Genomic DNA, 24,566 nt, shown 5'->3' with positions numbered 1-24,566 from the left:
TGAGATGACTTCCCCATTCGAAGAAGGTCCGTCGCCATGGATCGGACCACCGTTGACCGAGGACATGGTGCGGCAGGCCGAGGAAACTCTCGGATTTCGGCTGCCGCGGAGTTACGTGGAGCTGATGTATCGGCAGAACGGCGGTGTTCTGAAGAACACCTGCTATCCGACGAGCTTCCGGACGTCCTGGGCAGCCGACCACTTCGGGTTGGACGTCATCATGGGCATCGGATATGAGGAGGGTATCGACGCGCAGTCGGCTGAGCTGATCTCCGAATGGGACTACCCGAATGTCGGGGTAGTGCTCGGTGTGACGCCCATGGCCGGCCCCGACACGGTCATGCTGGACTACTCCGAGTCCGGACCGGACGGGGAGCCGGCGGTCGTATACGTCGGCGAAGACAGGATTCCTCGGCGGGTCGCCGACTCGTTCGGGGAGTTCATCGATGGCCTGGTCTCGTGCGAGGTCTATGAAGATGAAGACGATGACCAGTAACCGTTGATTGAGTGCGGGGCCCATTCCTGGCAACAGGGGTGGGCCCTTCACTTGTCGGCGGCTGATGCTGCTTGGTTGTGCAACCGGCCTCGGCTCGATCGCACCGGTCCATACGCGCACGCGCGTTCGTGAGCGCGGTTCTATGATCGGCTGGTGGCGTATGAAATGGAGACGTATCAGCCGTATGCGGCGGCCCGGGTCGTCACGATCGATGAGTTGCCCAGCCTGTACGTCCCGGACCATGAACCGATATTCAGCTACGGCATCGACGGTGACGATGTGATGATCGTTTCGGTGCACGACGAGTTCAGTACCGTCTCACTGCTGCACGACCGCACGTGGTACTGGCTTGAGGAGTCACCCGACACGGATCTTGTTGAGATCCTGTTGTGCGGGCAAGAGGCGTGGGTCCCGGCCGGCGCAAAGGTGCGGCACGAGACCGGACTGGCTGCGCTGCGGCTGGCCCACGACGTGCCGCGGCTCATGACCGAGTTCATGTGGCGTGAGCAGTAAGCCCTTCTCCGGCGTCATGGCTCGTCCCTCAAGGCCGAGGCCTCGGACGCCGCCGAGCCCCCTACCACTGCCTTTGGAGTCGGCTGTGTGGGATAAGTTTCTGAGTCAGTATCGGATCACAGTCGCTTGAACCATGTCGCGGACGGTGCTGGCGCTGCGGTTCCGCCAACTCTGTCCGAACCCTTCGCTAGGTTTTCCGGCACCACTTTCAGCGATGGCCTGTATCGAATTCACACGCCGGAATCCGCGGCGGCCTCGAACGACTTCTGCGCACGGCTGATTCGCGGCTTCGCCGGTCGGATGTATTGTTTCGGCTTCGACTGGCTCGGCCGGAACCTTGCTGTCGACCTCGAAGGCGGCGACGGAGAGGGACTTGTCGTCCTCGTGGAGCCGGGCGCGGGTGAGCTTCTCGAAAGTGAAGTCGAGCTGACACCGTTCGACGACGAGGTTCTCGTGGCGGACCCGACCGGGCTCGCCGCCGGATTCTTCGACGAGTGGCGATCGGCGAACCCGGGCTTCGACAGGCTCGCCTTCGACCAGTGCGTCGGCTACAAGGTTCCGCTCTTCCTCGGGGGAGACGACGAGGTGCACAACCTCGAGGTCGTGCCCTACGACGTGTACTGGGAGTTGCGCGTCCAGCTTCGCACGGGCACTCGCCACATGCCGGCAGGTACCACCATCCAGAGGATCATCGTGGCCGACGATGTGGAGCAGTGAACCCCTTTCATCGTGATCAAGGCGGCTGAGCAGATGCGCAGCGTCGTGTCGTTGCTCTAGATAGGACGAAGCTCCTGGTAGCACAGCAGTCGACCAAGAGGCACTTTCCAGCACGGGAGCTTCGTTGCTGACCTATCCTGCCAGCATCCCTCGGCGGCCGCTGGCGTCGTCTGCCCGCGCAGCAGCAGGCGCTGATGGCCTTGGCCCACCTGCGCACGGTGTGGCGGTACCTGCGCGAAGCCGTCGACCTGCTCACCGCCCACGGCGCTGACCTCGCCGAAGCTATGGGCCGGGTCGCCAGGCTGGCGTATGCGATCCTCGACGGGACCCTGATTCCGATCGATCGAGTTGCCGACCAGCGGCCCTACTACTCGGGTAAGCACAAGCGCCATGGCGTGAACGTGCAGGTCCTGGCCGATGCCGCCGGCCGGCTGATCTGCGCCTCATCCGCGCTACCCGGCTCAACCCATGACCCGACGGCCGCCCGCACCCACGGCCTGATCGACGCGCTGACCAGCACCGGAGTGATGACCTTCGCGGATCAATCTACCCTGACAGGATGCAGACCGAGCCGCGCGGCACGATGCACGGGTGGATCTGGCGCGCCAATCTACTGCCGTTCGTCGAGACGATCGCTGATCTTGTGCGCTGCCGGCTCGACGAGAGCGGGCTCACCGCCGGAGTCGAAGACTCCGGCGCCGGCAACGACCGCTGGTTCACCTTAGTGCTGGACGGGCAGCCCCGCGTCGAGATGCACTTCGCGGGTACTGACGACCAGGTGCTGGTCGAGGTGGAATTGGACGGCACCGACGAGTCGTTCGAAATCAGGGCCGCTCTGTTGCTCGACGTCTGCAGCAGCTACCGCCTGACTCCCGAGGCCGGCTGACTCGAACCCGACATCGACGCGCTGGCGACACCCACCGACAGCGGGAGATGATCCCTCCCCGCCGCACCGTCGATGACCAACACCATCACCATGAAAATGGCTCACTGAGCCGTGGACGACGGTGGTCGGTGCCGCCCCCTCAGGCTCGGATGGGACGAGCGCCCCGGCGCGTAGAAGTTGTCGGGAAGGCCGCGCTTGTGGAAAGCGCCGGTGTCAGCCGTTCGGCTGGCCGTCGCCGGACTCGCGGTCGGCGGGTCTCGTCGGGTGGATCATCGTGGTCGCCGCGCGGACGTCGTGACAGACCGGAGTGGCGCGCCCCGCACCCGTCCGGCCGCTATGCCGTCCGGCCGTGCCCGTGTGGACTGATCCCGATCGCTGTTTCCACCGTTTCAAGCTGCGAGAAGCGGGGTAACGGCTCCAGCATCGCCGAAAAGGCTCGCGGCGGCGCCGCTCACCGAGCGTCACGGATGACGGGGGAGCGCTCTCGGTGACAATTTCGTTACGCCGACACGCCGGTCGTTGACATTGATGTTCGTCACCTTCTGTCGGTGGTCATCAGCCTTGTTGTCCCCGCAAGCGCCCGCTTAGCCTGAGCGCGCTCGAGGTTCAACGGGGGAGCGGCGGGATGAAACTGCGGATTCGGCTTCTGGGCACTGTGGAGCTGCGCGTCGACAGCAAGGTCGTGACACCCGGCGCAGCGAAGCGACGAGCGGTCCTCGCCGGTCTCGCGATCGAGGCGAACCGATCGGTCTCGCTGCACCGACTGGCCGAGATGGTCTGGTCCGACGTTCCGCCGGCGTCCGCCGTGGCGAACCTGCGGTCCCACGTCGCGGTGCTGCGGCGCACCCTCGGCGACCGGTTGGTCGCCCGCCCGAACGCGTACGAGCTGCGGCTGGCGCCGGACGAACTGGACGTGGCCGAGTTCCAGCGGCTGGCGGGGGAGGGGCGGGCGCTGCTGGCCACCGCCGAGCCCGCCGGCGCCATCGCCACGCTCACCGCCGCCTTGGAACAGTGGCGCGGGGCCTCCGGCGACGGCCTGCCCCGGGGCACCGCGCTGGACAACCGCTGGGCCAGCCTCGACGAGCAGCGGCTCCAGGTCTTCGAGGAGTTGGCCGAGGCGCGGCTGGCCGCCGGTCAGCACGGTGATCTGCTGCCCGAGTTGCGCGGGCACCTCGCCGCCCACCCGCTGCGGGAGCGGGCCTGGGGGCAGCTCATGCTCGCCCTCTATCGCTGCGGCGACGTGCCGGCCGCGCTCACCGTCTACCGGGACGCCCGGGCCGTCCTGGACGAGCAGCTCGGCATCGAGCCCGGCGAGGACCTGGCCACCCTGCACCGCGCGATGCTCGATCGGGCGCCGGAGCTGTCGTACGTCCCCGTCGTCGTCGCGCCGACGCCACCACCCACTGCCGAGGTGCGGCCCGCCGTCGGCTGGACGGTGCCCCGGGAGCTGCCGGCGGACCTGGTCACCTTCGTCGGGCGTACCCGGGAGACCGCCGACGTGGTGGACACGGTGGGCGGCGCGAAGGCGGCCGCCGTGGTCGTCACCGGGGCGGCCGGCAGCGGCAAGACTGCCCTCGCGGTACGGGCCGCGCACGCCGTGGCCGGCGGCTTTCCGGACGGGCAGGTCTTCGTCGACCTCGGCTACCGGAACTCGGTGACGCCGGGTGAGGTGCTGGCCCGGGTGCTGCGCGCGCTCGGCGTCGCCCCGGCGGACGTCCCCGGCAACACCGACGAGCGGGCGGGGTGGTTCCGCTCGCTGGCCGCCGGCCGACGGTTCCTGCTGGTCGTGGACGGGGTCACCCGGGCCGCGCAGGTGCGGCCGCTGCTGCCGGCCGGGCCGGGCCCCGCCCTGATCGTCGTCGGTCAGCGGCGCCTCGGCAGCCTCGACGGCGTCCGCCGGGTGGCGCTGCGCCCGCTGGGCGCCGCGCAGGGGCGCGACGTGTTGGCCGCTTTCGCCGGGCCGGAGCGGCTGGCCGCGGATCCGGCGGCCACCGCGAAGCTGGTCCGGCTCTGCGCCGGTTCGGCGCTGGCGCTGCGGATCGCCGGCACCCGCCTGGCCCGGTGCCCCGCCCTGTCGGTGGCCGCCCTGGTCGCCCAGGTCGGTGACGGTCAGGACCGGTTGGATCTGCTCGCCTACGAGGACCTGTCGGTGCGGGAGAGCCTGGCGACCGGGGTCGCCGCCGTCCGCTCCGACGACGAGGTGGCCGGCCGGCTCCTGGAGCTGCTCGGCGCGTCCCCAGACGCCCCGGCCCGGGTGGACCGGGCCGCCGCACAGCTCGGCGTCTCCGCCCACCGGGTACGGCGGGCGCTGGAGGAGCTGGCGGACGCGCACCTGATCCAGTGCGAGGGGCCCGGCGGCTACCGCCTGCCGGCGCTGGTCCGCGAGTACGCGGCCGAGCTGGCGGCCGTGCCGTCCGCCCCGACGCACCCGTTGCCCGGCTGGCGGGTCGACCCCGTGGCCGCCTGACCCTCGGTGACCCGCCGAGCGTGGACGAACGGCTCTGTCCAGGGCGCCCGGCCCGGCGTCAGACTGAGTCATGAGACCTCAGCGCGTACCACTGCTCGCCAGCCTGGTCGTGCTGCTCGCGGTGGCCTGCGCGACCGACCACGACGGCGCGGCGTCCCCACCCTCGACGGCGTCCACGCCCGGCGCGTCCACCGCCGTAACCGCGTCGGCCACCGCCCCGCCTTCGACCGATGTCGCGCCGAGCCAGACCGTCGGCGACTGGCGGGTGACCTACGGCTGGCCGTGCCCGACGCGCCGGCCCAGGTGACGCACGACGTCCGGGTGCCGGTCACCCCGGCGCCGGGGGAGCCGCTGCCGGTCCTGGTGGGCATCCAGGTCGGTGACCATCCGGCCGAGGGGTTCAGCCGGATCACCTTCGCCTTCCGCGGCCCCACCCCCGGCTACCAGGTCGGCTACGTCGACCGGGTGGAGTCCGACGGCAGCGGCACGCCGGTCGACCTGCCCGGCACCGCGTTCCTCGCGCTCCGCTTCCACCCGGCCCAGGGGCACGACAGCAGCGGCCGGAGCACGGTGACAACCGCGGCCCGGGCCATCGGCTACCCCACGCTGCGCGGCTGGGCCCCGGCCGGCGACTTCGAGGGGTTGACATCTGTTGCCAGCGGAGTGGGCGCTGATGCTCTTGAGCGCGCTTCAGTGTTAGAGTGACTGCCGTCGGGCAGGTGATAATCAAACCTATCCGGCGCGCGAGGCCCTGCGGCGGCAGGCTAAACACGCCAGATTGGTCGGTACCGGGAGTGCCTCGGGAACCAGATCCTTCGGGATCGAACGGACGTGGAGACCGTGTAAGACCAGGACCTGTCCTGGCTGTGGTCGTCGAAGCGTCAACCTCGCACCGCGTCAGCGGGTAAGACGAGGAGCGTCCGCTGGTGACGGCGGACTGCGAATTGGTGTGCTCACCAAAGCGCACTGCTCGCAACGGTACCTCAGCTTCGGCCTCCAGCCGCCCGCCGGCAGTTCCCTGCCGGTGCGGCTTGGGGAGTCCACCCGGCCGGACGGCACCCACGTCGTCTCCGTGGACGTGCGCCCCGGTTGAGATGCTCGGAAGGGTGAGACGCGTACCGACCGCGCCGACCCGGTGGCCGGCGCGGTCGGGTCACGCGTGCCTCAGGACGCCCCGCCCCGGACGATCGCGACGGCCACCCGGCAGAACTCGTCCATGTCGGGGTTGAAGCCGGCGGCGATGTCCGGGTGCAGGCCGGCGCGTGTCTCGTCGAGCAGCCGGCGGCAGACCTCCTCGACCGGCTCGCCCGCGTAGCTGGACCGGACCCGTTCGGTGGCCGCCTGCAGGGCCGAGGTCAGCTGATCCTCCAGCGGGCCGCGCAGCTTCTGTTGCACTGCGTCGAGCCCCCTCGGGTCGAGCGTGACATGTGGCTCCGACATCGGCGCTCCCTTCGTCGGCGTCCGCGGTACCCCACCGCGGACGTCGGTCAAACCACGGTGGGTACGGCGGCCACCCGGACCTGATACGAGAAGTCCTCGGCCGGCTCCTCGAGGTACGACAGCTGGCGGATCTGCCGGTCGTCGTCGTAGAGGGCGACGTCGACCAGGACGCCGAGGTGGGCCAGCCCGATGTTGGACACCCGCTTCTTGTCCTGCAGCACCGCGCAGACCCCGCCCAGCAGCGTGCTGGCGTCGGAGGTGCGGTGCCCGGGCGGGCAGCGCAGGGTGACGTCCACCTCGATCGGCCCGGTGAGCGGGGTCCAGCCGGTGCGCTGGGCGGCCGCGCAGGCCGCCTCGAGCAGGGCGCGGACCCGCGTCGCCTGCCGATGCCCGGCGGCGAAGATGGACAGAGCCTCGGTCTTGACCGGGGGCAGGCCGCTCACCTCGAACGTCAGGGCGAGAGCGCGGGTGTCCTGCACGACAACCTCCTCGTTGGGGACGATCCTGCCCAACCGGTGACGCGGCAGAGGGGGGTTCCCGCGATTACCAACCGATCGGACGGGTCGGGGGTCGGCCGGAGGCGTATCGACTTCGACGGCGACGCGCTGGCTGCGGAGCTACCGAAACGCTAGTGCACCGGGCGCACGCTGGGTAGCCTCGCCGTTCACTGAGTGGGACGCGGCGGGAAGGCGCAGAACTCGTTGCCCTCCGGATCGGCCAGCACCCACCAGCCGACCCGGTCGTCGGGCTCGCGCAGCAGCACGGCGCCGGCGGCGATCAGCGCGCCGGGGTCCGGGTCGGTCAGGTCGACGTCCCAGTGCACCCGGTTCTTCACCCGCTTGCGCTCCGGCGCCGGGTCGAAGATCCACGACTGCCACGGGAAACCCGTGGCACCCGTCACCCAGGCGGACCCCTCGCCGCCGCCGCCGACCTGACCGCCGACCACTCCCGCCCACCACGCCGCCTGCGCGGCCGGGTCGGCGCTGTCCACCACCAGCTCGAAGACCAGCCGGTGGGCGGAACGACGGTCAGTGGCGGGCGCGCTTGATCTCGTGGAAGGCCGGCAGCCGCATCAGCGGCAGCAGCGAGTCCCAGACGGTCAGGGCGTCGGCGGTGCCGGGCACCTCGGTGAGGATCGGCCCGTGGATGCCCCGCTCCGCGCCCGGGACCATCAGCACCGGCGAGCCGACGTCCGGGCCCACCGAGGCGTACGACAGGTCGTGCGACTCGCGTACCGCCCGGTCCCACCGCTCGTCGTCGAGGGCCGGCGCGGCCGCGGCCAGGCCGGCCGCCTCGACGGCCGCGTCCACGATCTCGTCCGACGGCGGGTTGCCGGCGTCGTGGATGCGGGCGCCCAGCTCGGCGTAGAAGCGGCCGGCGTCGTCGTGGCGGCCCTCGGCGCGCAGCGCCTCCACCAGCCGCAACGCCCGGCCGGAGGCGGCCAGCGCGTCGGCGTACTCCGGGGCGATCCGGCCCTCGTTGAGGATGGCCAGGCTGAACGCCCGCCACTCGACGCGCAGCCCGCGCGCCTCGGCCACGGCGACCAGCCAGCGGGAGGTGCGCCAGGTCCACGGGCAGGCCGGATCGAAGAAGAAGGTGGCGTCCATCCGCCGAGCGTAAGGGCCGTCCGGCGGGCGCGCACGGTGGTGATCCGGCCCACCCCAGCCCCTGTCATTCCCGTCTCATGACGCTGAGGTTTCGCAGCGTGGCCGGTCGGGCACTGTTGGCGCACGAAACGTCCGGGGCCGGACGGATTTGCCGCCGCCGCACGCCCGGACCGTCTCGCCGTGCGCCGGGGCACGGGCACCTCCCCCGGCTCTCGCCGAAGAAAGGGGGAGGGCGATGACGACAGACCCCGACGAGGCCGCGGACCGGCGGCGGCCACGATTCCGCGCGGCGGCCGCAGCCGCCGCGCTGACGTTGGTGGCGCCGCTGGCGGCCTGCGGGTCCGGCGGTGACGGTGGTACGCCGACGATCAACCTGTACTACCCGCCGGAACAGAACCTGCAGAAGGTCGTCGACGACTGCAACGCGCAGGCCCAGGGGCGCTACCAGATCGTCTACCGGGTGCTGCCGCGGCAGGCCGACGACCAGCGGGTGCAGCTGGTGCGCCGGCTGGCCGCGCAGGATCCCGGGATGGACGTGCTCGGCCTCGACGTCACCTGGACCCAGGAGTTCGCCAGCGCGCACTGGATCCGCGAGTGGACCGGCCAGGCCAAGGCGGAGGTGGAGCAGGGCACCCTCGCCGGGCCGCTGGACACCGCTCGCTACGAGGGCAGGCTCTACGCCGCGCCGAAGAACACCAACGTCCAGCTCCTCTGGTACCGCACCGACCTGGTGCCGCAGCCGCCGAAGACCTGGGACGAGATGATCTCCGCGGCCCAGGAGCTGAAGCAGCAGGGCAAGCCGTACCAGGTGCTCACCATGGGCGCCCAGTACGAGGGTCTGGTCGTCCTCTACAACACCCTGGCCGAGAGCGCCGGCGGGAAGATCCTCAGCGACGACGGCAAGCAGGCCGTGATGGACGACGGCACCGTGAAGGCGCTCGACCAGCTAAAGAAGTTCGCCACGTCGGGCGTGACGTCGCCGTCCTTCACCAACGCCACCGAGGACCCGGTCCGGCTGGAGTTCCAGTCCGGCGCGGGCGCCTTCCAGGTCAACTGGCCCTTCGTCTATCCGGCCATGCAGGAGGCCAACCCGGAGCTGGCGAAGCAGGTGAAGTGGGCCCGGGTGCCGGGGATCGACCCGAACACCCCGAGCAAGGTCACCATCGGCGGCGTCAACATGGCCGTCAGCGCCTACTCCAAGCATCCGGCGGAGTCCTTCGAGGCGGCCAGCTGCATCCGCAACGCGAAGAACCAGAAGTTCTCGGCGGTCAACGACGGCGTGCCGCCGACCATCGAGCAGGTCTACGACGACCCGGAGATGGACAAGGCGTACCCGATGAAGGACACCATCCTGGAAGAGCTGAAGGAGCCGGCGGTCCGCCCGCTGACCCCCGCCTACCAGAGCATCTCCACGGTCATGTCGGCGATCCTGTCGCCGCCGTCGGGCATCCGGCCCGAGCAGACCGCGAACGAGCTGCGCGACGCCATCGCCGACGCCCTCGAGTCGAAGGGGGTCCTCCCGTGAGCATCAACGCCACCCCGACCGGTGCGGACGTCGCGGCCGACGAGACCGCCACCCGGTCCACCGGCCGGCACGCGGCGGTGCCCGCCCAGCGGGCCGGCCGCCGGGCGAAGGCGCCGCTGAGCGAGAACAAGCGGGCCGAGCGCCGGCTCGGCTGGCTGCTCTGCGCGCCGGCCGCGCTGGTCATGGTGCTGGTCACCGCGTACCCGATCCTCTACTCGGTCTGGCTGTCGCTCCAGCGCTTCGACCTGCGCTTCCCCGACCAGCGCGAGTTCATCGGGCTGGACAACTACGTCACCGTGCTGACCAACCAGTTCTGGTGGACCGCGTTCGGGGTCACCGCGCTGATCACCGTGGTCACCGTCGCGATCGAGCTGGTGCTCGGCATGGGACTCGCGCTGATCATGCACCGCACGCTGGTCGGCCGGGGCATCGTCCGCACCGCGGCGCTGATCCCGTACGGCATCGTCACGGTCGTCGCGGCCTTCTCCTGGCGGTACGCCTGGACGCCCGGCACCGGTTACCTGGCGAACGTCTTCGACGGCAGCGCGCCGCTGACCGAGCGGGCCAGCTCGCTGGCGATCATCATGCTGGCGGAGATCTGGAAGACCACGCCGTTCATGGCGCTGCTGCTGATGGCCGGCCTGGCCCTGGTCCCCGAGGACCTGCTCAAGGCGGCCTCCACCGACGGCGCGACCTCCTGGCAGCGGTTCACCAAGGTGATGCTGCCGGTGATGAAGCCGGCGATCCTGGTCGCCCTGCTGTTCCGCACGCTGGACGCGTTCCGGGTTTTCGACAACATCTTCGTGCTCACCGCGGGCGGCAACGAGACCTCGTCCGTGTCGATGCTCGCCTACAACAACCTGATCCGGGGGCTGAACCTCGGCATCGGCTCGACGATGTCGGTGCTGATCTTCATCGCGGTGGCGATCATCGCCTTCGTCTTCGTGAAGCTGTTCGGTACCGCTGCCCCCGGCAGCGACGACGGGGAGAGGCGCTGACATGGCCACCGAAACCACCACGCGGGCGAAGCTGCGCTGGGGTCTGCTGGACGTGATCGTCGTCGTGTTCGCGCTGATCCCGGTGCTCTGGATCGCCTCGCTGTCGTTCAAGACCCCGGCCACCCTAACCGACGGGAAGTTCTGGCCGCGGGAGTGGACGCTGGACAACTACCGGACGATCTTCGACACCGACCAGTTCGTCCGGGCCCTGGCCAACTCGATCGGCATCGCGCTGATCGCCACGCTGATCGCGGTGGTGCTCGGCGCGATGGCCGCGTACGCGATCTCGCGGCTGGACTTCCCCGGCAAGAAGCTGCTGGTCGGGGTCTCCCTGCTGATCGCGATGTTCCCGCAGGTGTCGCTGGTGTCGCCGCTGTTCGAGATCGAGCGGCAGCTCGGCCTCTTCGACACCTGGCCGGGGCTGATCCTGCCGTACATCACCTTCGCCTTGCCGCTGGCGATCTACACGCTGTCGGCGTTCTTCAAGCAGATCCCGTGGGATCTGGAGAAGGCGGCGAAGATGGACGGCGCCACGCAGGGCCAGGCGTTCCGGCGGGTCATTGCCCCGCTGGCCGCGCCCGGGTTGTTCACCACGGCGATCCTGGTCTTCATCTTCTGCTGGAACGACTTCCTGTTCGCGATCTCGCTGACCTCCACCGAGCGGTCCCGCACGGTGCCGGTGGCGCTGTCGTTCTTCACCGGCGAGTCGCAGTTCGAGGACCCCATCGGGGCGATCTGCGCGGCCGCCGTGGTGATCACCATTCCGATCATCCTGTTCGTGCTCTTCTTCCAGCGCCGCATCGTCTCCGGTCTGACCTCCGGCGCAGTCAAGGGATAGGTGGTAGTCATGGCCGACATCGTGCTGGACAAGGTGAGCAAGAAGTTCCCGGACGGGACCGTCGCGGTGCAGGACGTCGACCTGGAGATCGCCGACGGCGAGTTCGTGATCCTGGTCGGCCCGTCGGGTTGCGGGAAGTCCACCACCCTCAACATGATCGCGGGGCTGGAGGACATCAGCTCCGGCGAGCTGCGGATCGCGGGGCAGCGGGTCAACGACAAGGCGCCCCGGGACCGGGACATCGCCATGGTCTTCCAGTCGTACGCGCTCTACCCGAACATGACTGTGCGGGAGAACATGGCCTTCCCGCTGCGGCTGGCGAAGCTGGACCGGGCCACCATCGACGCCAAGGTCGACGAGGCGGCGAAGGTCCTGGAGCTGACCCCGCTGTTGGACCGCAAGCCGGCCAACCTCTCCGGCGGACAGCGGCAGCGGGTGGCGATGGGCCGGGCGATCGTCCGTCAGCCGAAGGCGTTCCTGATGGACGAGCCTCTGTCCAACCTGGACGCCAAGCTGCGGGTGCAGATGCGCACGGTGGTGTCCCGCCTGCAGAAGCAGCTCGGCACCACCACCGTCTACGTCACCCACGACCAGACCGAGGCGATGACCCTCGGCGACCGGGTGGTCATCATGCGGGGCGGCGCGGTGCAGCAGGTCGGCCCGCCGCAGGAGTTGTACGACCACCCGCGCAACCTCTTCGTCGCCGGCTTCATCGGCTCGCCGTCGATGAACTTCCTGCACGCCGCCGTCTCCGAGGGGCGGCTGCGCACGGCGCTCGGCGACGTGGCGATCGGGGACCGGCTGCGCCGGCAGATCGAGGGCGCGGACGCCCCGCGCGAGCTGATCCTCGGCATCCGCCCCGAGCACTTCGAGGACGCCGAGCTGATCGACGAAGAGACCCGCCGCCGGGGCATGGAGTTCGACGCGCCGGTGGACATCGTCGAGTCGATGGGCTCGGACAAGTACGTCTACTTCACCGTCGAGGGGGAGCGGGCCACCGCCGCCGAGCTGGAGGAGTTGGCCGCCGACGCGGGCGCGGCGGACTTCGCGGGAGCCGGGTCCAGCCTGGTCACCCGGCTCTCCGCCGAGTCGGCGGTCCGGGAGGGCGAGAACCGGCGGGTCTGGTTCAACCTGGACAAGATCCACCTGTTCGACCCGTCCACCGGCCGGAACCTGACCCTGCACGAGGGCCGGGCGGCCGGCGCGCTCGCCGACTGACCGGACACGAACGGGGGCCGGCGACAGCAGCCGCCGGCCCCCGTTCGCATTGAGGGGTCAGGGATTCGAATCCCCTCAGCTCCACCAGTAACACCGCTGAGCAGCGGTAACGCTGCTACAAGGTCACGGACCAGATCGGGTACAAGTCAGATCCGATCTTGCTGATCTGGACCCCGGCACGCTGCGAGTCGATGGCGCCGACCGACAACGTCACCAAGGTGGCCACTCGATGTCCAGCGCTGCGCGCGTAGCAGTTGAAGGCGCCGGGCTGATAGCCGTCCGAACAGCCAGCACCGCTCACCGAACTTGAGGTGCGCCTCCCGAGGGTTGGGGCGCCGGCGAACTTTTGTCATCAGCCGCGAACGGCATCGTCTTACCCATACCCATTGTCCCTCACGAGGGTGAGCCTGGGGCCATACGGCTGTGGGGCGCGACGCTCGCCTGGATGATCAACGATCGTGGCCCGTACTCCATCGGGCCCAGAACGTCTCGAACGCGCATCCGTGGCAGTCCTTCGCGGGCCCAGTGGCGACCGTCAGGGAGTAGATCAGACATGTCGATGACCCCGTACACCGATGCTGCTGAACGGGCGCGGAAGATGCCGGCAGCTCCTGTGCCGCAGGCTGCCCAAGGGCCCGAGATTTCCAAGGCCGGCTATGCCGTGGAGGAGATCGCCGACGGTGTCTTCTTCCTCGGTGAGGGTATGTACAACATGATGTTCGTGGTCACGGACGAGGGCGTCATCGCCGTCGACGCGCCACCGACCCTCGGCCACAACATCCTCCGAGCGATCCGTAGCGTGACCAGCCGCTCAATCACCCACGTGGTCTACAGCCACCAGCATTCAGACCACGTCGGAGCGATCTCGGTCTACCCCGATGACGTGCCACGCTATGCCCAACGCATCACGGCGGAGCGGCTTGCAGCGCTCGGCGACCCGAACCGCCCCCTGCCGACACATGTGTTCGACGACACCCTGACAATCGACGCAGGAGATCACAGCCTGCAGCTCGACTACAAGGGGCCCAACCACGCCGAGGGAAACATCTTCATCTTCGCCCCGAAGCAACGCGTCTTGATGCTCGTAGACGTGATCTTCCCCGGCTGGGTTCCGTTCTCGAACCTCGCGGTCTCCGCGAACATCCCGGGCTTCGTCAACGCCCACGAGCAGGCACTCGGCTACCCGTTCGAGAAGCTAGTCGGCGGACACGTCAACCGACCTGGCACTCCGGACGACATAAGGACCCAAATCGAGTACATGAATGACCTGCGTTCCACCACCGAGGCAGCGCTCTCCTCGGTCAATCTGAATGAGATCATGGCCCCAGTCGACACCGCCAATGCCTGGGCCGTTTTCAAAGCCTACCTAGACGCCGTTGCCGCGCAGGCCGCCGACGAACTCGTTCCACGATGGACAGAGCGCTTAGGCGGCGCCGACATGTTCACACTGCCGAACGCATGGGCGATGGCAGAAGCCTTGCGCCTGGACTATGGCAGAATGGGCCCATTCGGCATCGCGCCTTGAGTTTGGCTCTCGCACAAATTGATCGGTACGGCAGAGGGCACCTCCAGGCCTACTCATTTTTGCCGCTGGTCGGGCGCGGCAGCCAGCGGGTGAGGCCCATCCGACCCTGCCGATGGTTGGACGCCTAGCCGCTACAGAACAGTGGGTGCTTGAAACGTTGCCCGGACTACCCTCATTGGCGTGCCCGTTGATGATCTTCCGTTGCCTCCCGCGTTCGAAGCGGTCACGGCCTGGGCCGGTGCTGGGCGGGTGCTGCGTGCCGCCGAGCTGGACGTGGCAACGTGGCGGCTTCCCGAGCCGCAGAAAGCCGCGCTGGTCTCCTGTGGCGTACCGCTGATCGATGACCTCGTGGGTGCGGTGTCATTCCACGCAGAGCCGACAAGGTACCGGTTGGCGCACTTCGACGACCTGGACTGGGTGTACGGCGCCGCGCCGGGGACCGGCGAGGTGCAGGTATGGGCGTCGGACGGCAGCACCAGGTTCGTCAACTCGACGATCAACCACTGGCTGTGTTCGCTGCACCTGGTCGGTCGCTGGCTGACCAGCTCGACCGTCATCGGCCGCTGGGACGAAGACCGACAGGCCGAAGAGGCAGCACTCGCGGAGCTCGCCGACCTGTTGGAGCGGATCAGGGCCCTTGACCCGCCCGCGTTCGGGGACGGTGACCATCGAACCCACTTCTGGCCCGCGGTGCTCGACCGGTGGCTCTACTGATCGACCCAGACATCCTCTTCTGCCACCCACCGTGCGCTATTCAGCGTCACGGCAAGCGGATCGAGCGGGCGCCCCGCCGCGCCGACGAGAGGACGCTTGGTATACGGGTTCACGCGCCTCGTTGCCACGGTTGGGGGCCCACATGTGCAAGGGGTAGCCCCGCTTCGGCGGCGGTCGCCATAGGTAGTCCTTGGTCGGCCAGGCCGATGAACCCGATCCCGGGTTGCGCGGTGGTCGTGCTCATGAGGCGATGCTGTTCAGCTCGGTCAGCTCGTCCTCGGGAAGGGTCAGCGCAGCACCGGTGACGTTCTCGCGCAGGTGCGCGACGGATGAGGTACCTGGGATGAGCAGGATGTTCGGTGAGCGCTGTAGCAGCCACGCCAGCGCGACGGCCATCGGTGTGGCGTCGAGACGGGTGGCGACTGCGTTCAGTTCCTCGGACTGGAGTGGGGAGAAGCCGCCGAGCGGGAAGTAGGGCACGTAGGCGATGCCCTGTGCGGCGAGGGAATCGATCAGGCCGTCGTCGGCCCGGTTCGCGATGTTGTAGAAGTTTTGCACACACACGATCGGCGCGATGGACTGTGCCTCGGCGATCTGCTCGGCGTTGACGGTGCTGAGACCGAGATGCTTGATCAGTCCCTCCTGCTGCAGCTGGGCGAGCACGGTGAACGGCTCGGAGATCGAGCCGGGAGTGGGTCTGTCCAACCCGCCGACGCGCAGGTTGACGACGTCGAGCACGTCCAGTCCGAGGCGATCCAGGTTGTCGGACACGGCTTGGCGCAGCTGCTCGGGTGCTAGCGCCGGCGGCCAGTTCCCCTCGGCATCTCGCAACGCTCCGACCTTCGTCACGATGTGCAGATCGTCGGGATAAGGGTGCAGGGCTTCCTTGATGATCTGGTTGGTGACGTACGGGCCGTAGTAGTCGGCCGTGTCGATGTGGTTGATTCCCAGGCGCACGGCCTCGCGTAGCACGGCCACGGCAGCGTCGCGGTCGGCCGGTGGGCCGAATACATGCGGGCCGGCCAACTGCATCGCGCCGTACCCCATCCGGGTGACCGTCAGGTCGTCGGCCATGGTGAACGTTCCACCCGGAAGTGCCTTCGCCGCCATGAGAATTCCCATCCTTGTTGTCGCCAGTCCCCGGGCTTCCCGCCGACGCGGGCGCCAAACGCGGCGGCGTCAGCACGTGATGGCTTCACACTCCGCACCGTGGCCCCGGGCGTCGGCGGGCCACACAAGGCGCCCTTGTTTGCCGCCGACCGGGCGTCACGATGCGTGACGGGCGTGCGGTGGCGCTCGATGCGCGGTCTTGCCGAGCTGAGTTCATGGGGCCGTGCCACGTCTACTAGGGCAGCCGTACTTCGTGACCTGATTATGTGAGTCGGGCCCGGTGGTGATACCAGCAGGTGATACCAGCGGGCGCGGGCATGGTGGTGGCGTTGCCAGGATGACCAGTGCAGGTAGTGCTCGACGGGCCGCCAGAGGCGGGTGAGCAGGTTGCACAGTCGTTTGACCTCAAGAAGTAGGCCAGGTCGGTGGGCTTGGTCAGGCTGCGGCGGATCAGCAGGAAGTGCCGCGTCGCGGGTCGGTCCCGGTTGGTGAGGGTCGTGGTGGCGGTGACAGACCGAGAGGGCCCCCGAACGGTCATAACCGAGGCCCGCCAGCGAGCCGCTCTTCTCCCAATCGAGTAACGCTGCGTGTGACTGCACGGCGCTGGCGTACGCCATGATGGGTACGTGGAGTTCGAGCCTTACCGGGGTGAACTGGTGGCGTACTGCTACCGGATGCTGGGCTCGTTCCACGACGCCGAGGATCGGTGCAGGAACCGATGTTGCGCGCGTGGAAGGCCCGCGACCGGTACGACCGCACGCCGCGTCTGTCCGGACCTGGCTGTACCGGATCGCCACCAACGCGTGCCTGACCGCACTGGAGGGGCGTGCGCGACGGGCGCTGCCTTCCGGCTTGGGCGCGCCGAGCGACGATCCTGGCGCACCGCTCACGCCGGCGTTCGACATCCCCTGGCTACAGCCATTTCCCGACGCGCGGATCGACCTGGAGTCGCGGACGGACATGCGGCTCGCGCTGGTGGCAGGGGATGCAGGTCCTGCCAGCACGTCAGCGGGCCGTGCTCCTGCTCCGCGAGGTACTGGAGTTCAGTGCCGCCGAGGTCGCCGCGCAGCTGGGGACCACGGTCACGGCCGTCAACAGCGCGCAGTTGGCTGGCCGGTGGTAAAGGCAAACCGGCCAGCCTGCTGCACTTGAAGCTGGCAAGCGACGCCAGGCGGTCAAGATTTTGGGATGGTCACGCGATGCTGGGCACGGGCAGCGGCCGCTCCTTGGGGTTGGCGCCGAAACGGTTCGTCCCGGGCGTGCTGTCCAACACAAAGAACACCAGCAGGACGACGGCGCCGACGATCGGCACCAGTCCGATCAGCAGCCACCACCCCGACCGGTCGGTGTCGTGCAAGCGTCGCATCGCGACCGCCAGCGTCGGCAGCAGCAGCGCCAGGTTGACGATGATGCCGATGACACCGGTGGACCCGTCCGACCCGAGAGTCGTTCCCAGCACACTATCCAGGATGGCAGCGGCAAGACCAACAAGGACGGTGAACAGGGCAAACCACCAGTACTCAGACCGGCGGGCCCGACCCGTGAAGCCGACGTACTGAGTAAGAACCGACCTGATCGCGGCAGTGAAGGACATAACTGTCTCCGGTCTCTCAAGTGGGAGTTGCAAGGTCGTCGCGGACGCAGCCAAGCAGATCGCCCCACCGGGGGTCAATGGCCGAGCAGCCGCCGACGAATAGAAGCCGCCACGCCAACAAGACGAACATCCGCAACTGCCGCTGGTCCTGCGCATCGGAGTCCGGGACGCCATCACTGACCGTGCCGGCCGCCCACCCGCCGAGAAAACCGTGTCAGCCTGCCCTGGTGCCGGAACTCCAAGATGGCACAGTCCTGGCACACTCACCGCTGTGACGAGGTTCGAGTTCCGGGTCACCGATGTGTTCGACATCCGGGGACGCCGCGGGCTGCTCGTCGTCGGCACGGTGCTGCAGGGCATCGCTCGATCGAGTACAAGGCTCCGTGATGTCTCGACCGGGCACTCATTCGGCCTGCTGGGCATTGACCTGCACACTGTTCACGAAGCCCGGACATGAGCGGGTTCGCCCTGCTGGTGGACCGAGCCGAGCGCGACTACGCCCAGCCCGGCCGCGTGTGGGTCGCAGACGTCGAACCATGATCAGGCGTACTGATCTGCCGCTTACCGCGCGTCACCCATGATAAGCAGGGGCGTAACCTCAAGCGTTCTACTTCGTGTGTTGCTCCGGCCATGCCTCGAGGCGCACGACGAGGTGGCGCAGAGCCGCCTCAAAGGCCGCATCGTCGAGGTCCTCCGCGCGCCGACGGCGCCACAGCTCGGCAAGATCGTCCTTGTAGCTACCTGGAGGACGAGTCGGAGAGCCACCACGGTTCGCCGACTGGAGCTGCCCCGGCTGCCCGAAGCGACGAGTGACCGTTGGTCAGTCATTGTCAAGAGTAGTGTGCCGTCGTCCGCGACGGGGGCCTCAGCGATCGTGGCGCCGTTGGGAGTGAGTGCAGCTGTTAGCCAGGTAGCCTCGTCGGCAGCGGTGCCCTGAACCCGCGAAGCGGCCTCGATACACCACTCGGTGTCCAGGTAAAGGCGGCTTTCCTGCGGCGGCGTCGATCGGTTGTCACAGAAGCCGAGAAAGGGCCATGCCTGGCGGAGGCCGATCTCCACGACGAAGCAGCCGGCGAGTTGTGCACGCTTCTGCCGCTGATAGCGCACACGGCTCTGCCGATGAGGGCACCTGCGGAGGACCATCCGTGTTTCCTGCGCACGATTGGGCTGGACGCGCGTGTTTGGCAGGCAAGCGATGCGGCAGGCCTGTCACACCGATGGGCGGGTCGTCGACATCGCCGTCATGGGGGTGGACCTTTTCGGTCAGACATAGCTGAACAACGGAGGGAAGAGGAGGACCACGATCCAGGCCCACACTGCGTACACGGGTAGGTAGCCGGTCTGCCAGCGCTCGAGCGCCGCGAACGGTGTGCGCCGCCGGATGAACCTCAGCAACAGCCACGCCGAGTAGGCGAGGTTGGCCAGCAGGATGACGTTCTCGCCGAGCGCGGCAGCCCTGTTGGGTGTGGTGCCGTACTCGTCGGTGATGCGTCCGGTGATCGCGAGCAGTACCAGTACGTCGATGGCCAACGCGCTGACCACGAGAGCGAGCTGAAGTTTGTCGAACAGGCCGGTCGGGGCCAGCGGATCGCGGGCTGAGATCGAGTAGAGCAGTAGGCCCAGCACCACGACCAGCAGGAGGTCGAACAGGATCAGCGCTTCGCGCTCCACGTTGATGCCATGGCTGGTCCAGACGACGGCGACGAGGAAGGCCAGCAGTGCTGCCGTGAACAGCGGAGTGAATAGCCGCGTGAGCACCGGAGCGATATTTTCGACGACGCTCTGCTTGGCCTCGACCAGCCACCCGGCCACGACAGCCCCGGCCACGGCGCCGCAGGGAAGGAGCCACTGCGAGATGAACTCCTGCGGGATGATCCCGATGGCATTGAAGGTGTGGAACAGGAACAAGCTGAGCACACCGCCGCCGAGGGCGATGAGGACGAAGTAGATGAACCACTCGCCGGTGAAGCGGATGAAGTCCATGCGTCGGCGCGAGGAGCGCCAGTCGTCGGCAACGTAGGCCAGACCCACCACAAGCCACAGGGCGATGGGGAGGTGGATGCTGGTGAGGACCAGCGACTTTGACTCCTCGGCCAGGGGGTAGGCGTTGGCCGCCACCGCGCCGAGCCCGAACAGCGCCACCAGTGTCCCGATCAGCGGGCGTCGGGCCTGTCGGCGCCAGGCCAGGAAGACCGCCAGCCAGGGCAGGGCGAACAGGGTGAAGTTCCGCGCGTAGAACGCGCCGTCGTCCGCCAACCTCAACCCGAACAGCTCCGGCACCTTGATGGACACCGCCGCGCCCGCCGCGCAGAGGACCATCGCCCACATGTCCCGCCGTGAGTGCGTGTCCGCCGCCGGGCTGTCAGGGTCGCCGGTCAGCACCAACTGCTTCCACAATCGTTCCGAATGCTCCCGGGCGAACTCGCGCGACAGCTCGTCGAGGCTGCCCATCCGCTTCACCGCGACGAGGAACGCCTCGTCCGGGCTCAGGCCTGCAGCTATGAGCTCGTCGACGGATCCGCGGAGATGGTCTTCGAGTTCGTCGACGTCGGACGGCTGCAGTTCCCTACGGCGGAGCACGTAGCGACGCCACTGCTCGAACTGCGCCTCCAACTCCTCCTGACCCTCCCGCGCCGTCATGCCCGGCACCCCAGCGGGATCGCCGTCAGCGGCCTGCGGTCGCCGAGGCCGAGCCAGATCTCCTTGAGCGCGTCGGTGACCGTGTCCCACTGGCGGCGTTGCTCGGCCAACTCAGCCAGGCCCTTGTCAGTGATGCGGTAGTACTTGCGCCGCCGCTCGCCGGCTACCGACTGCCAGCTCGACTCCGAATAACCGAGGCGCTCAAGCCGGTGCAGCAACGGGTAGAGCAGCCCCTCGGTCCAGTCCAGCTCGCCACCGGACAGCTCGTTGATCCGCCTGAGGATGGCGTAGCCGTAGCTCTCCCCCTCGGCCAGGATGCCGAGCACCATCGGTGTCGCCGAGGCGGCCACCAGATCCTTGGCGACCTTCACGAGAACTCACCCCGTTCCATACCTAGAAGTATTGTGCATAGTACTGCTAGGTATTGTGTGGCACAACGGCCCGGTCACGCGTCCCTGGCGGCGGTACCCGCGATCCCGCCGCAGCCAGATGACCTCTCGTAGCCGAGATCCGGGCGTGACGCGGTCGCCGAGGTGACGATTTCGTTCGCAGTCGTTCGTCTAGGAGGTGACTGGCCGCCGGAGGGCGGCACGCAGCATGGAAGGGAGCAGGTTTATGCGTTCGATCATGGTCACGATGTGGATCACCCTCGACGGTGTCGTGCAGGGCCTCGGCCGCCCGGACGAGGACACCCGCGGCGGCTTCACGCATGGTGGTTGGGGCCAGCGGTACAACGACGAGGTGATGGGCCGCGAGATGGCCAAGGCCATGACCAGGCCGGGGGAGATGCTGTTCGGCCGCCGCACCTGGCAGGACTTCATCACCGCATGGGGACGCCGGCCTGATCGACCACTACACCCTGCTCATCCACCCGCTGACCCTGGGCACCGGCACCCGACTGTTCGAGGGCCCCGCCCCACTGACCGAGTTCGACCTGACCGACAGCGTCACGACCACAAAGGGTGTGATCATCGCCCACTACACCCGCCGTTGAGCGGGGATCGTCGAATATCCGGTCATGCCGCTGGTCAGCCGCAGCAGATCATGCCGCCCTCGCGGGGACCCGATACTCGGTGCTGGCGCGACGATTCAGGTCAAGGTGCCGCTGGTCTCGCCGGTCCCTGTCAGCCGTTCGCTGAACCGGATCAACAACAGACCAGCGCCGAGGACGAGGCCGGGTCCCATCACGAGGACCAGGGCCTGGGTGGGTCGCGACAGCACCGGCACGGTCGACAGACCAAGTGGCTGTGGCAGGCCGAGCTGGATCGCGACGAACCCAGCCACGTCCGCCCCCAACAGGGTGTACACCCGAGGTCGGACGGCACCGTCGACCCCGCTGACCGCGGCCAGGGCGAGGGCCAGCACGACCGCGGAAGTTGCGCCGGCGACAGCGTTGGCGAGTTCCGATGAGACGACGAAGGAGACGTGGAACCCCGGGTCGATAGAGCTTGCGGGGGGCGGCCCGTGGTACCCACTTAAGGTCCTCCAGACGTTCGCTGTCACTGGTACTGACAGCGGCGGAGGACCGAACTCATCGCGGCGATGAGTTCGGGGTGTTGGCGCGGTCAGAAGAAGTGACAACCAACGACTGAGGAGAACCGTGATGACCGCAGCAGTGATCCGCTACCAGACCAAGCCCGAGGCCGCCGACGAGAACCAGCGTCTGATCGAGAACGTCTTCGCAGAGCTGGCGAGCACGGCACCACCCGGCCTGCACTACAGCTCCTTCCGGCTGGCCGATGGCGTCACCTTCGTCCACGTGGTCGACGGTGAGGGCCTGCCAGAATTGGCTGCCTTCCAGGAGTTCCAACGCGCCCTCGGCGACCGGCTGGCCGTCGGACCCGCCCGCGATGACGCCACCCTGGTCGGCTCGTACTCCGCCGGGGTGGTGGCCGCGAACGGCTAGCGAGAAGGCCCGCGGCGAGTCGGGTTGGCAGGTGAAGCGCTCAGGCTGCGTCGAGTGAACTGAACTGGATGCCGGCGAGCCGCCATCCGTCGGGCAGTTCGATCCACACCTGACTCAGTCGGACTGCCAGCGTCATCACCTCACTACGCCAGGTCGCCCGGCTGCGCTGAACGCAGCGCACGATCGCGGTGCGGTCGTAGTAGCGCACGTCCAACTCGGCTGTCTCCAGGGAGAGGTAAGCGAAGTCAGCGTGTCTCTCGATCCACTGCCGCTTGTCAAGCTGGAAGCCCCGCTCGCCGATAGACATGAAGTCATCCGCCAGCAGGGTGTGCAAGCGATCGGTATCGGCGTGCAGCTCGGCGTCGTCGAAGGCTTGTCGGAGTTGGCGGATGTCGGTTGTCACGTGGTGATCCTGTCGCTGGTGGTGTCGGACGGTTGGACTTCCAGGAAAAGGCACAGGACAGCCGGTTTCACATCGTGACGACCAGCTTGCCGGTCGTGTGCAGGCGGACGAAGTCGATGCATGCTTGAACGCCATCGTCAAGGCTGTAGCGGCGGCCGATGGTGGCCGGCAGGTCGCCGCGGATCGCCAGTTCACCGACCTCGCGCATCCCGCCGAAGGTGCCGTCCATGTCCAGCACGAAAGCCAGACCGACGTCGTCGCGCCCGATCCACTCCTGCTGCGGTACCGGATAGGTGATCGTGAGGAGGCGCCCGCCGGGGCGGATGGCGCTGGCAAATCCGGCAAGGTGGTCGCCCGGCAGGGTCAGGTTGACGCGACGTCAACGTCGCGGGGGTACTCGGACTCCGCGTACCCGATGGTCACGTCAGCGCCGAGAGCACGCAGGATGTCGGCATCAGCGGCGGTCGCGGTAGCGATCACCCGCGCCTTCGCGCGAGTAGCGGGACCACCGCCGTACCGACACCGCCGGAGCGCCGACGACCAGGACGGTCTCGCCGGGCTGCACCTCGGCGGTGGCCATCAGCACCCGTGCGGTCAGGCCGATGGTGGGCAGGGCCGCCGCCTGCTCTACGTTGAGGCCGGCCGGGCGGCGCGCCAGAAACGGGGTGTCGGCCTCGAAGACCGCGTACTCGGCCAGCGAGCCGGTGCTCAGCGACGGCCGGGTAGCACCGGCCATCGCTCGCAGTACCCGAGGCACGGCCTGGCCGAAGATCTCGTCACCTACGCGGTACGCGGTCACGCCGGCGCCGACCTCGCTGACCGTGCCGGCGAAGTCGTTGCCGGGCACGTGAGGAAACCGCAGTGGCACGGTGTCACGGAACTCCCCGCTGGGCAGCCGGACGTCCGCCGGGTTGATCGACGCGGCGGCGATCCGGACCTGGATCTGCCCCGGCCCGGGCTGGGGCACCGGCACGTCGGCCACCGTGTACTCCTCGGGTGGTCCGTAGCCGGTCGCGACAACTGCCTTCATGCACTTCCTCCAAAAACGGACCGCGCGGTCATGTTCTCCGGCGGCAAGCTAGCAATAAGCGGACCGGCCGGTCAACTTGCTAGGGTGGCGACGTGACCCGTCCCCTGCGTGCCGACGCCGCCCGCAACCGGCGGCTGCTGCTGGCCGCGGCTGCCGACGAGTTCGCAGAGCGGGGTCTGGACGCCTCGGTCGCCGACATCGCCCGCCGAGCCGGTGTCGGGAAGGGCACGGTGTTCCGCCATTTCGCCACGAAGGACGACCTGATCGCCGCGATCGTCCTCGACCGCATTGACGCGCTCAACGCGGCCGGCGAGAGACTGCTCGAAGCGGCGGATCCGGGCGCTGCGCTGCTGGAGTTCCTCACCGTCGCCGCGCATCAGAGACAGCAGCGCGACCTGTCGTTCCTGCAGGAGGCCGGCGAGCTGACCGAGGAGGTCACCAAAGTCCGCGCGCAGATGTTCCACACCGTGCACAGGCTGGTCGATCGGGCCCGTGAGCACGGCGCCGTCCGGGCCGACGTCACCGGCGCGGACGTCATCCTGCTGATGTGCGCGCCGAACTACGTCACCAGCTACGTGCCAGGCGCCTCGCCCGACCTGTGGCAGCGCTACCTCGCCATCATCTTCGACGGCCTACGCCCAGAAGGCGCCCACCCGCTGCCCCACCCGCCGCCGCTAACTCCTTGACGCCGCGAAACAGGGTCTGACCACGGATACCTGCTAACAGCGCCGGAGAACGCTCGGCTGAACGTCCTCATTTAGCCGCTGTCCGCGCGTTGGTAGCGCCTGGCGCCGTGCGCTGTCATGCCGATCTGAGGTGCGACACGAGGTCGCACGTGTGGAGTGAGTACGTCGATTGGAGGTCGGGTGTAGATGCCCGAGACGTAGCTCCCGGTCAGTGTCCGAGACCGGTCCCCGCCCTGACGTGCGTGGCGAGTAA

General features: G+C 68.4%; 30 protein-coding genes and 1 pseudogene. 19 read left to right on the top strand and 12 right to left on the bottom strand.

Annotated elements, in window-relative coordinates; all coding sequences use genetic code 11:
• The first annotated feature begins 52 nt into the window (after positions 1–52).
• The 8 genes and pseudogenes from DKT69_RS13250 (at position 53) to DKT69_RS13220 (ending at position 5,784) form a co-directional block, all read left to right on the top strand.
• Entirely contained in the window at positions 53–496 is a 444-nt protein-coding gene (locus DKT69_RS13250; protein ID WP_201749651.1) for an SMI1/KNR4 family protein, read from the top strand.
• Between the two features lie 153 nt (positions 497–649).
• On the top strand, positions 650–1,009 hold the full coding sequence (locus DKT69_RS13245; RefSeq protein WP_109801873.1) for a hypothetical protein: 360 nt from the start codon (positions 650–652) through the stop codon (positions 1,007–1,009).
• A 126-nt stretch (positions 1,010–1,135) separates the two neighbouring features.
• Positions 1,136–1,726 (top strand): T6SS immunity protein Tdi1 domain-containing protein, encoded by a 591-nt coding sequence (locus tag DKT69_RS13240; RefSeq protein WP_146231069.1) that lies wholly within the window; start codon positions 1,136–1,138, stop codon positions 1,724–1,726.
• Between the two features lie 158 nt (positions 1,727–1,884).
• Positions 1,885–2,271: pseudogene (locus tag DKT69_RS13235) on the top strand (transposase family protein); the annotation flags it as partial.
• 14 nt (positions 2,272–2,285) lie between these two features.
• Positions 2,286–2,612, top strand: a complete 327-nt coding sequence (locus tag DKT69_RS37750; protein WP_146231068.1) for a hypothetical protein — start codon at positions 2,286–2,288, stop codon at positions 2,610–2,612.
• A gap of 625 nt (positions 2,613–3,237) precedes the next feature.
• The gene (locus DKT69_RS13230; RefSeq protein WP_109801871.1) at positions 3,238–5,079 is read left to right on the top strand and encodes an AfsR/SARP family transcriptional regulator; all 1,842 of its coding nucleotides are present in this window, start codon (positions 3,238–3,240) and stop codon (positions 5,077–5,079) included.
• A gap of 70 nt (positions 5,080–5,149) precedes the next feature.
• Positions 5,150–5,386 carry a hypothetical protein gene (locus DKT69_RS38280; protein WP_109801870.1) on the top strand — a complete coding sequence of 79 codons (237 nt, stop codon included), beginning with the start codon at positions 5,150–5,152 and terminating at the stop codon, positions 5,384–5,386.
• Positions 5,362–5,784: an AMIN-like domain-containing (lipo)protein gene (locus DKT69_RS13220; RefSeq protein ID WP_109801869.1), complete on the top strand. Its 423-nt coding sequence runs from the start codon at positions 5,362–5,364 to the stop codon at positions 5,782–5,784. The genes DKT69_RS38280 and DKT69_RS13220 overlap by 25 nt, the downstream gene beginning before the upstream one ends.
• 459 nt (positions 5,785–6,243) lie before the next feature.
• Here DKT69_RS13220 and DKT69_RS13215 read toward each other — a convergent pair whose 3' ends face one another.
• The 4 genes from DKT69_RS13215 to DKT69_RS13200 form a co-directional block, all read right to left on the bottom strand.
• Positions 6,244–6,519 (bottom strand): hypothetical protein, encoded by a 276-nt coding sequence (locus tag DKT69_RS13215; RefSeq protein WP_109801868.1) that lies wholly within the window; start codon positions 6,517–6,519, stop codon positions 6,244–6,246.
• A 47-nt stretch (positions 6,520–6,566) separates the two neighbouring features.
• Positions 6,567–6,998 carry a RusA family crossover junction endodeoxyribonuclease gene (locus DKT69_RS13210; RefSeq protein ID WP_109801867.1) on the bottom strand — a complete coding sequence of 144 codons (432 nt, stop codon included), beginning with the start codon at positions 6,996–6,998 and terminating at the stop codon, positions 6,567–6,569.
• 185 nt (positions 6,999–7,183) lie between these two features.
• Entirely contained in the window at positions 7,184–7,513 is a 330-nt protein-coding gene (locus DKT69_RS13205; protein ID WP_109801866.1) for a VOC family protein, read from the bottom strand.
• 34 nt (positions 7,514–7,547) lie between these two features.
• Positions 7,548–8,126, bottom strand: a complete 579-nt coding sequence (locus DKT69_RS13200) for a DsbA family protein (protein ID WP_109801865.1) — start codon at positions 8,124–8,126, stop codon at positions 7,548–7,550.
• A gap of 235 nt (positions 8,127–8,361) precedes the next feature.
• Between DKT69_RS13200 and DKT69_RS13195 the strand changes: the two genes are divergently transcribed.
• From DKT69_RS13195 to DKT69_RS13170, 6 genes are all read left to right on the top strand, one after another.
• Positions 8,362–9,651, top strand: coding sequence for an ABC transporter substrate-binding protein (locus tag DKT69_RS13195; RefSeq protein WP_109801864.1), 1,290 nt, complete (start codon positions 8,362–8,364; stop codon positions 9,649–9,651).
• Positions 9,648–10,649, top strand: a complete 1,002-nt coding sequence (locus DKT69_RS13190) for a carbohydrate ABC transporter permease (protein ID WP_109801863.1) — start codon at positions 9,648–9,650, stop codon at positions 10,647–10,649. Before DKT69_RS13195 ends, DKT69_RS13190 begins: the two co-directional genes overlap by 4 nt.
• 1 nt (position 10,650) lies before the next feature.
• Positions 10,651–11,487 carry a carbohydrate ABC transporter permease gene (locus tag DKT69_RS13185; protein WP_109801862.1) on the top strand — a complete coding sequence of 279 codons (837 nt, stop codon included), beginning with the start codon at positions 10,651–10,653 and terminating at the stop codon, positions 11,485–11,487.
• 9 nt (positions 11,488–11,496) lie between these two features.
• Complete coding sequence (locus tag DKT69_RS13180; RefSeq protein WP_109801861.1) at positions 11,497–12,705, top strand: ABC transporter ATP-binding protein; 1,209 nt, start codon at positions 11,497–11,499, stop codon at positions 12,703–12,705.
• A gap of 553 nt (positions 12,706–13,258) precedes the next feature.
• Positions 13,259–14,230, top strand: coding sequence for an MBL fold metallo-hydrolase (locus DKT69_RS13175; RefSeq protein WP_161557826.1), 972 nt, complete (start codon positions 13,259–13,261; stop codon positions 14,228–14,230).
• 180 nt (positions 14,231–14,410) lie between these two features.
• Positions 14,411–14,944, top strand: a complete 534-nt coding sequence (locus DKT69_RS13170) for an SUKH-4 family immunity protein (RefSeq protein ID WP_161557825.1) — start codon at positions 14,411–14,413, stop codon at positions 14,942–14,944.
• Positions 14,945–15,184: 240 nt separating this feature from the next.
• Here the strand turns inward: DKT69_RS13170 and DKT69_RS13165 are convergent, their stop codons facing one another.
• Positions 15,185–16,054 (bottom strand): aldo/keto reductase family oxidoreductase, encoded by an 870-nt coding sequence (locus tag DKT69_RS13165; RefSeq protein ID WP_109801858.1) that lies wholly within the window; start codon positions 16,052–16,054, stop codon positions 15,185–15,187.
• Positions 16,055–17,039: 985 nt separating this feature from the next.
• Between DKT69_RS13165 and DKT69_RS41395 the strand changes: the two genes are divergently transcribed.
• Positions 17,040–17,177: a sigma factor-like helix-turn-helix DNA-binding protein gene (locus tag DKT69_RS41395; RefSeq protein WP_375373480.1), complete on the top strand. Its 138-nt coding sequence runs from the start codon at positions 17,040–17,042 to the stop codon at positions 17,175–17,177.
• Positions 17,178–17,246: 69 nt separating this feature from the next.
• Here DKT69_RS41395 and DKT69_RS13155 read toward each other — a convergent pair whose 3' ends face one another.
• Positions 17,247–17,648: a DUF805 domain-containing protein gene (locus tag DKT69_RS13155; protein ID WP_109801857.1), complete on the bottom strand. Its 402-nt coding sequence runs from the start codon at positions 17,646–17,648 to the stop codon at positions 17,247–17,249.
• A gap of 271 nt (positions 17,649–17,919) precedes the next feature.
• On the opposite strand from DKT69_RS13155, the gene DKT69_RS13150 reads away from it, so the two are divergent.
• Positions 17,920–18,105: a hypothetical protein gene (locus DKT69_RS13150; RefSeq protein ID WP_109801856.1), complete on the top strand. Its 186-nt coding sequence runs from the start codon at positions 17,920–17,922 to the stop codon at positions 18,103–18,105.
• Positions 18,106–18,911: 806 nt separating this feature from the next.
• Here DKT69_RS13150 and DKT69_RS13145 read toward each other — a convergent pair.
• Together DKT69_RS13145 and DKT69_RS13140 are read right to left on the bottom strand one after the other, a co-directional pair.
• Entirely contained in the window at positions 18,912–20,288 is a 1,377-nt protein-coding gene (locus DKT69_RS13145) for a permease prefix domain 1-containing protein (RefSeq protein WP_109801876.1), read from the bottom strand.
• Entirely contained in the window at positions 20,285–20,659 is a 375-nt protein-coding gene (locus DKT69_RS13140) for a PadR family transcriptional regulator (protein ID WP_109801855.1), read from the bottom strand. The genes DKT69_RS13145 and DKT69_RS13140 overlap by 4 nt, the downstream gene beginning before the upstream one ends.
• Positions 20,660–21,129: 470 nt before the next feature.
• Here DKT69_RS13140 and DKT69_RS39735 point away from each other — a divergent pair, with 470 nt between their 5' ends.
• Positions 21,130–21,282 (top strand): dihydrofolate reductase family protein, encoded by a 153-nt coding sequence (locus DKT69_RS39735; protein WP_368666245.1) that lies wholly within the window; start codon positions 21,130–21,132, stop codon positions 21,280–21,282.
• A gap of 95 nt (positions 21,283–21,377) precedes the next feature.
• On the opposite strand, the gene DKT69_RS13130 is transcribed toward DKT69_RS39735, so the two are convergent.
• A complete protein-coding gene (locus DKT69_RS13130) occupies positions 21,378–21,653 on the bottom strand; it encodes a hypothetical protein (RefSeq protein WP_146231067.1) in 276 nt (91 codons plus the stop codon).
• A 238-nt stretch (positions 21,654–21,891) separates the two neighbouring features.
• Here DKT69_RS13130 and DKT69_RS13125 point away from each other — a divergent pair, with 238 nt between their 5' ends.
• Positions 21,892–22,194: a hypothetical protein gene (locus DKT69_RS13125; RefSeq protein ID WP_109801853.1), complete on the top strand. Its 303-nt coding sequence runs from the start codon at positions 21,892–21,894 to the stop codon at positions 22,192–22,194.
• 40 nt (positions 22,195–22,234) lie between these two features.
• Here the strand turns inward: DKT69_RS13125 and DKT69_RS13120 are convergent, their stop codons facing one another.
• From DKT69_RS13120 to DKT69_RS39725, 3 genes are all read right to left on the bottom strand, one after another.
• Entirely contained in the window at positions 22,235–22,597 is a 363-nt protein-coding gene (locus DKT69_RS13120) for a nuclear transport factor 2 family protein (protein WP_201749649.1), read from the bottom strand.
• A 67-nt stretch (positions 22,598–22,664) separates the two neighbouring features.
• Entirely contained in the window at positions 22,665–22,826 is a 162-nt protein-coding gene (locus DKT69_RS39730; RefSeq protein ID WP_236647837.1) for a hypothetical protein, read from the bottom strand.
• Between the two features lie 225 nt (positions 22,827–23,051).
• Positions 23,052–23,627, bottom strand: coding sequence for an alcohol dehydrogenase catalytic domain-containing protein (locus DKT69_RS39725; RefSeq protein WP_236647835.1), 576 nt, complete (start codon positions 23,625–23,627; stop codon positions 23,052–23,054).
• Between the two features lie 92 nt (positions 23,628–23,719).
• Here DKT69_RS39725 and DKT69_RS13110 point away from each other — a divergent pair, with 92 nt between their 5' ends.
• Positions 23,720–24,313, top strand: a complete 594-nt coding sequence (locus DKT69_RS13110; protein WP_109801851.1) for a TetR/AcrR family transcriptional regulator — start codon at positions 23,720–23,722, stop codon at positions 24,311–24,313.
• The last annotated feature ends 253 nt before the right edge of the window (positions 24,314–24,566 follow it).

The sequence above is a fragment of the Micromonospora sicca genome, from assembly GCF_003172935.1.
GTDB lineage: Bacteria > Actinomycetota > Actinomycetes > Mycobacteriales > Micromonosporaceae > Micromonospora > Micromonospora sicca.
This window is presented reverse-complemented; position numbering and strand designations above follow the sequence as displayed.

Bases quoted from the DNA above. Each gene is read 5' to 3' on its own strand.
- DKT69_RS13175 (WP_161557826.1), top strand. From the start codon at position 13,259: ATGTCGATGACCCCGTACACCGATGCTGCTGAACGGGCGCGGAAGATG.
- DKT69_RS13165 (WP_109801858.1), bottom strand. From the start codon at position 16,054: ATGGCGGCGAAGGCACTTCCGGGTGGAACGTTCACCATGGCCGACGAC.
- DKT69_RS41395 (WP_375373480.1), top strand. From the start codon at position 17,040: ATGCAGGTCCTGCCAGCACGTCAGCGGGCCGTGCTCCTGCTCCGCGAG.
- DKT69_RS13155 (WP_109801857.1), bottom strand. From the start codon at position 17,648: ATGTCCTTCACTGCCGCGATCAGGTCGGTTCTTACTCAGTACGTCGGC.
- DKT69_RS39725 (WP_236647835.1), bottom strand. From the start codon at position 23,627: ATGAAGGCAGTTGTCGCGACCGGCTACGGACCACCCGAGGAGTACACG.
- DKT69_RS13200 (WP_109801865.1), bottom strand. From the start codon at position 8,126: ATGGACGCCACCTTCTTCTTCGATCCGGCCTGCCCGTGGACCTGGCGC.
- DKT69_RS13215 (WP_109801868.1), bottom strand. From the start codon at position 6,519: ATGTCGGAGCCACATGTCACGCTCGACCCGAGGGGGCTCGACGCAGTG.
- DKT69_RS38280 (WP_109801870.1), top strand. From the start codon at position 5,150: ATGAGACCTCAGCGCGTACCACTGCTCGCCAGCCTGGTCGTGCTGCTC.
- DKT69_RS13180 (WP_109801861.1), top strand. From the start codon at position 11,497: ATGGCCGACATCGTGCTGGACAAGGTGAGCAAGAAGTTCCCGGACGGG.
- DKT69_RS13145 (WP_109801876.1), bottom strand. From the start codon at position 20,288: ATGACGGCGCGGGAGGGTCAGGAGGAGTTGGAGGCGCAGTTCGAGCAG.
- DKT69_RS37750 (WP_146231068.1), top strand. From the start codon at position 2,286: ATGCAGACCGAGCCGCGCGGCACGATGCACGGGTGGATCTGGCGCGCC.
- DKT69_RS13125 (WP_109801853.1), top strand. From the start codon at position 21,892: ATGACCGCAGCAGTGATCCGCTACCAGACCAAGCCCGAGGCCGCCGAC.
- DKT69_RS13185 (WP_109801862.1), top strand. From the start codon at position 10,651: ATGGCCACCGAAACCACCACGCGGGCGAAGCTGCGCTGGGGTCTGCTG.
- DKT69_RS39730 (WP_236647837.1), bottom strand. From the start codon at position 22,826: ATGGACGGCACCTTCGGCGGGATGCGCGAGGTCGGTGAACTGGCGATC.
- DKT69_RS13195 (WP_109801864.1), top strand. From the start codon at position 8,362: ATGACGACAGACCCCGACGAGGCCGCGGACCGGCGGCGGCCACGATTC.
- DKT69_RS13230 (WP_109801871.1), top strand. From the start codon at position 3,238: ATGAAACTGCGGATTCGGCTTCTGGGCACTGTGGAGCTGCGCGTCGAC.